General features: G+C 43.0%; 4 protein-coding genes. 3 read left to right on the top strand and 1 reads right to left on the bottom strand.

Going from position 1 to position 4696, the window contains the following annotated elements:
* The first annotated feature begins 9 nt into the window (after positions 1–9).
* From CAG68_RS09325 to CAG68_RS09315, 3 genes are read left to right on the top strand one after another with little or no spacing between them, the layout of a single operon-like run.
* Positions 10–858: an ABC transporter ATP-binding protein gene (locus tag CAG68_RS09325; protein ID WP_005374497.1), complete on the top strand. Its 849-nt coding sequence runs from the start codon at positions 10–12 to the stop codon at positions 856–858.
* A 2-nt stretch (positions 859–860) separates the two neighbouring features.
* A complete protein-coding gene (locus tag CAG68_RS09320) occupies positions 861–1793 on the top strand; it encodes an ATP-binding cassette domain-containing protein (protein WP_086047594.1) in 933 nt (310 codons plus the stop codon).
* Complete coding sequence (locus tag CAG68_RS09315) at positions 1793–2260, top strand: hypothetical protein (protein WP_047102478.1); 468 nt, start codon at positions 1793–1795, stop codon at positions 2258–2260. The genes CAG68_RS09320 and CAG68_RS09315 overlap by 1 nt, the downstream gene beginning before the upstream one ends.
* A 289-nt stretch (positions 2261–2549) precedes the next feature.
* On the opposite strand, the gene CAG68_RS09310 is transcribed toward CAG68_RS09315, so the two are convergent.
* Positions 2550–4520, bottom strand: a complete 1971-nt coding sequence (locus tag CAG68_RS09310) for a replication initiator protein RctB domain-containing protein (protein ID WP_017635223.1) — start codon at positions 4518–4520, stop codon at positions 2550–2552.
* Between the last annotated feature and the right edge of the window lie 176 nt (positions 4521–4696).

Here is a 4696-nt window from a genome sequence, read left to right as displayed (position 1 = left end):
GGTGTTTATATGGATGGTATTAACTTAAGTCATGCATACCACAATGACCCGGTCATCCAGATCCGAGATTTGTGCGTCGATTACATCACTGATAATGGTGATTTTAATGCGGTAAAGTCCGTCAGCTTTGATATCGGCAAAGGCGAAGTATTTGGTCTCGCCGGTGAATCTGGATGTGGTAAAAGCACAATCGCATTCTCAATAAATCGTCTTCATAAGCCGCCAGCGTTCATTTCTGGCGGTAAAATATGGTTTGATGGCAAAGATATCCTTAGTATCTCAGACTCTGAACTGACCGCTCTAAGGTGGAGTGAAATCGCCATGGTGTTCCAGAGCGCGATGAACTCACTCAACCCTGTCTTAACGATACAAGAGCAATTTGCAGATGTGTTACGACATCATCAAGGCCTCACTAACGCTCAAGCAAAAGATAGAGCAGAAAAGTTGTTGGACTTGGTCAATATTCCTAGAGAACGCTTAGCAGAGTATCCTCATCAATTTTCAGGAGGAATGCGTCAGCGCTTGGTGATAGCCATTGCTTTGTCTCTAAATCCAAAACTGATCATTATGGATGAACCCACAACAGCATTAGATGTTGTGGTACAGAGAGAAATTTTACAGCAAATTTATCAGCTTAGAGATGAGTTCGGTTTTTCAGTCCTCTTTATCACTCATGACCTGGCACTCATGAGCCAACTATGTGATCGAATTGCAATCATGCGTCACGGAGAAATCGTCGAAGTCAATCGAGCATACGATATACGCAATCATCCTCAACACCCCTACACGCAAAAGCTATGGGCTTCTTTCCCAAACATCCATGACGTCCACAAACAACCAGAGTTACAAGGAGCGTAACCATGAGCCAGCCTATCATCCAAATGAAAAATGTGATTAAAGAATTCAAAGTGGGCGGTGGTTTAGCGAAAGAGGAAACCTTTCGTGCGCTTCAAGGAGTGACTTTTGATCTGTACGCAGGAAAAACCTTGGCTTTGGTTGGAGAGTCAGGCTGCGGTAAGAGTACTTGCGCTCGTTTAATAACCCAAGTCTATCCTGCAACGGAAGGCGAGATCCTTTTCAATGGCACTGACATAAATGAGATCACGTCACGATCGGCTCTACAAGAATATCGCAGTAAAGTACAAATGGTGTTTCAAGATCCGTTTGGCTCTCTCAATCCAACTCATACCATTCGCCATCACCTAACACGTCCTTTAAAAATTCATAAACAAGTCAAAAACGAGCGCGACATCCCAGCCCGCTTGGAAGAGCTTCTAAAGCTGGTGGAACTACCTGAAGAGACATTGAATAAGTTCCCTCACGAACTCAGTGGTGGGCAACGTCAGCGAGTAAACTTAGCAAGGGCTTTAGCGGTAGGTTCGCAAATCATTCTTGCGGATGAGCCTACGTCTATGCTGGATGTTTCTATTCGCTTGGGAGTGTTGAATTTAATGCAACGAATGAAGCAAGAACTGGGAATTGGTTTTTTATACATCACACATGATCTGGCGACTGCGCACTACATCGCGGAAGAAACCGCAGTAATGTACAAAGGGCAAATCGTTGAATGGGGCGACACTCATTCAATACTTAAGAATCCGCAGCATCCTTATACTAAGCTGTTGATTTCTGCCGTTCCTGATCCTGACTTACCTTTTGGTAACTTAGTGAAAAATGAGCCAAACTATTCGATAGATGCCGATGAAATTCGTCAACGTAGCAGCATAATTGTCGACGAATTTGATCAAATAGGGCCAAATCACTATGTAAAACAATGGACTGAGGCAGCGTAATGGATTTGAGTACTTGGCAAGATCAAATCGCCATGTGGTACGAACAGCGGAAACATGATCAAGTAGAAAAATTGGAAACGATCTTATATCAGGTGCCTGATGACGTGTTTGGACCCGAATTGAGTGATCTTCAAAGTAAAGCGATTGCTTGCTGGTTGGATGGATGTTTACGCGTGTTTCAACATGCAAGCTACCAAGACCCTCAGAAAGCATATCAAACCTTGCTTTATACGAGTGCAAAGCTTGAACAAGCAGCATGCCAAGTCTCGACTGATATTCTGATCAAAGATTGGTGTTTGAGACGACTTCAGCATCTCACCGTTGTGGCGTTAGAGTTTTGTAATCAGCAGTGTGATCAAAACAAGTGGCAGGAACAAGCCCATAGCTTAATCGAATCACATGTTGCGTTGATGCGTTCATTACATTGGAATGAACCCAAGAAGCATGATCAAGGTTTACCTCATTAGTCCGGAAAAATGATCAAGGCTTAATTAGCGGAATTTTAGGCAAAAAAAAGCGAGTTTCCTGAGGAGAAACTCGCGAAGTCTATTCAGAATGAATGTAACAATATGAGCCAATCTATTAATCATCAGAAAGGACAAAAGGTTGTCTATTCGGGATAAATAGTAGTATTAGGCTTGGCTTCTAATGTCAGTGGTTTGTAAGAGTTAAGTCTGTTTTTTATCATCGAAAGACATTGTTACATTTCAAACCGATACATCACACCTATAGCTTGATACACATCAAGCGACACTTTTAAATCGCCATTTCATCCAAGGCACGAAATACCATTTCATCCATGTGACCATCGAAGATTTGACGACAAACTTTCCGACGCACCGCTAACCCCGCAATCAAGCGCTCGATGGTAAGATGCTTAACATCGTTCTGGGTGTTAAACAGCTCGACGGTTTTACTTAATGTCTCATAAGGAATCGGCTCATCCCCTACCCTTAGCCAATCGAGCTTCTCTATGTAATCTGAGCACTCTTCTTTGATTGAGGCGTACGAGTGCCCTGTCATCGCAGACAAAGCCGTTATACTGCGTTCTAGAGCCTCTGGTGAGGTATATTTAGATAGAGTAATGGTGATCTCATCAGCATTGATCTCTACCAAATGTTTTCTTTGCTTCACGCGTCGCCCTAAATTTCCTCTTGGAGACGGTGCTTTGCGTTGAATGGGCTCAAATTCGCCGTCTATGATGCCTGAGAGCTCCTCAAGCTGTTGTCGGGTTACCATCTCATTACGAAGTGGGTTTGGCAGCGTAGGCGCCATGTTACGCTTTCCTGCGTTGGTCGTTCGCGCTCGTGAATAACGTAAGACCTCTTCGACATCACATTTGATGTCGATCTGGTAGTCCATCACTTTGTCATTTTCGATCATGGTTTCGATCGTCAGGTGATAACCCCACAAATTAACGACGAATAGATCATCATTCCCTTTTCCATCAGACAAACGCTTTAGTTCTCGGATCAGATCCATGGAGAAACGTCGCCATTCAATGTTACGTGCAAGTTTCTGGTTTAACTCACTCAGTAGCATGCAATCCGTGTGACGACGAACCATGCGACTACGGAAGAAAGAGTACAGTTGAAACACCAAAGTATGTTGTTTCAAGATCTCTGGCGGAAACAAGAAGAAATAATCGCGCGTTAACAGCTCTTCATAAAACGAAGGTTCCCAAACTAAAATATATAAGTTTGGCTTGATACGAATTTCACCATCGCTTCCCTCCACAGGTGCCTCTTCAGAGGCCGTGATGGTTCGAGCAAGAAAACGAAAACGATCACTTTTGAAGCCCTCTGGCATGTTTTCACTTAGCCAACGTCCCGTAAGTTCATGGAGCTGAAAATCAGTGAATTCAATGCGATCAATGCTATCGCGAATGGAATCACGAGCTGGGCCACTGTCTTTTTTGCCTCTGAGCGACAAAATATCAGTGATGTATAGCGGCGTTTTGTTTGGTACGTGAGCAGCATCAAGCTGATACTGATCTTTGTGATGATCATGATACTGAACCGTTAACGTGAAGAGAGCGAACAGGGTCATGAGATCATCCACAGTCATGATATTTTTGGATGATCGCGTCTCAATAACGGCTTTAGTGCCAGAGATCGACACCATGGATTTCTGATAACTTTTTCGAGTTCTTGGTGGCGCAAGTGCTTGGTCAATGATCCCAGCCCAATTTGTTGGAGATACAACAAATTGATCGGCTTCATCTTTCATCGTGGGAGGTGTGTTTAACCCGTGCTCATTCAACAAACGTTTGTTTACTTGAGTCTGAGCCAATGCTTTCGAACGTTTTTGTTTTTCGTTCTGACGAACTTTGTCGGTAACGAGACTTGTTGCTCCCAACACAGATATAAGCTGATTGGGATTCACAAATTTATGTAGCATCGTTTTACCTGCAAGTCCCTCTTCAAAACGCACTGGAGTTTGAGTAAATAAACCAATATTTACTGCCGCGCGCAAACGTTGTTGCAGGGCTGCACGTGTGAGTTGCCCATCTGTTGCTTCCACAATCTCTGTGGTTGAAACCAAACCATCCTTGCTGCTGAAGCCTCGTAATGAGATCAGATTAAGCAACTCTAAGATGCTTTTGGTCACCCCTTTGAAATGTTGGTACTGCTCTACCCAATCCGCAGAGGATTCATGTACCTCAAAAAGATGGCCATCTTTGTGGCTTCTCGGTGCTTTAATCAGAATTTTTTCATCAGCCGTCATTTTAGATCCAGATCACACTAGCCGTAGTTGTGCTATGGTTCCGAAGAATAAAGAAAAACAGATCATAAATAAAGAAAAAAGATTGTTTTTAAATAACTGATCTTTTTGATTAATCTGATCTTAATTGATTATATGATCTAATGATCTGGCTTGAAATTTCTCGCTAAGCTTTTGTT

The sequence above is a fragment of the Vibrio sp. V42_P2S4T144 genome (assembly GCF_009904715.1).
Taxonomy (GTDB): Bacteria; Pseudomonadota; Gammaproteobacteria; order Enterobacterales; family Vibrionaceae; genus Vibrio; species Vibrio alginolyticus.
The sequence above is the reverse complement of the archived record's forward strand: the minus strand, read 5'-3'. Positions and strand labels throughout refer to the sequence as shown.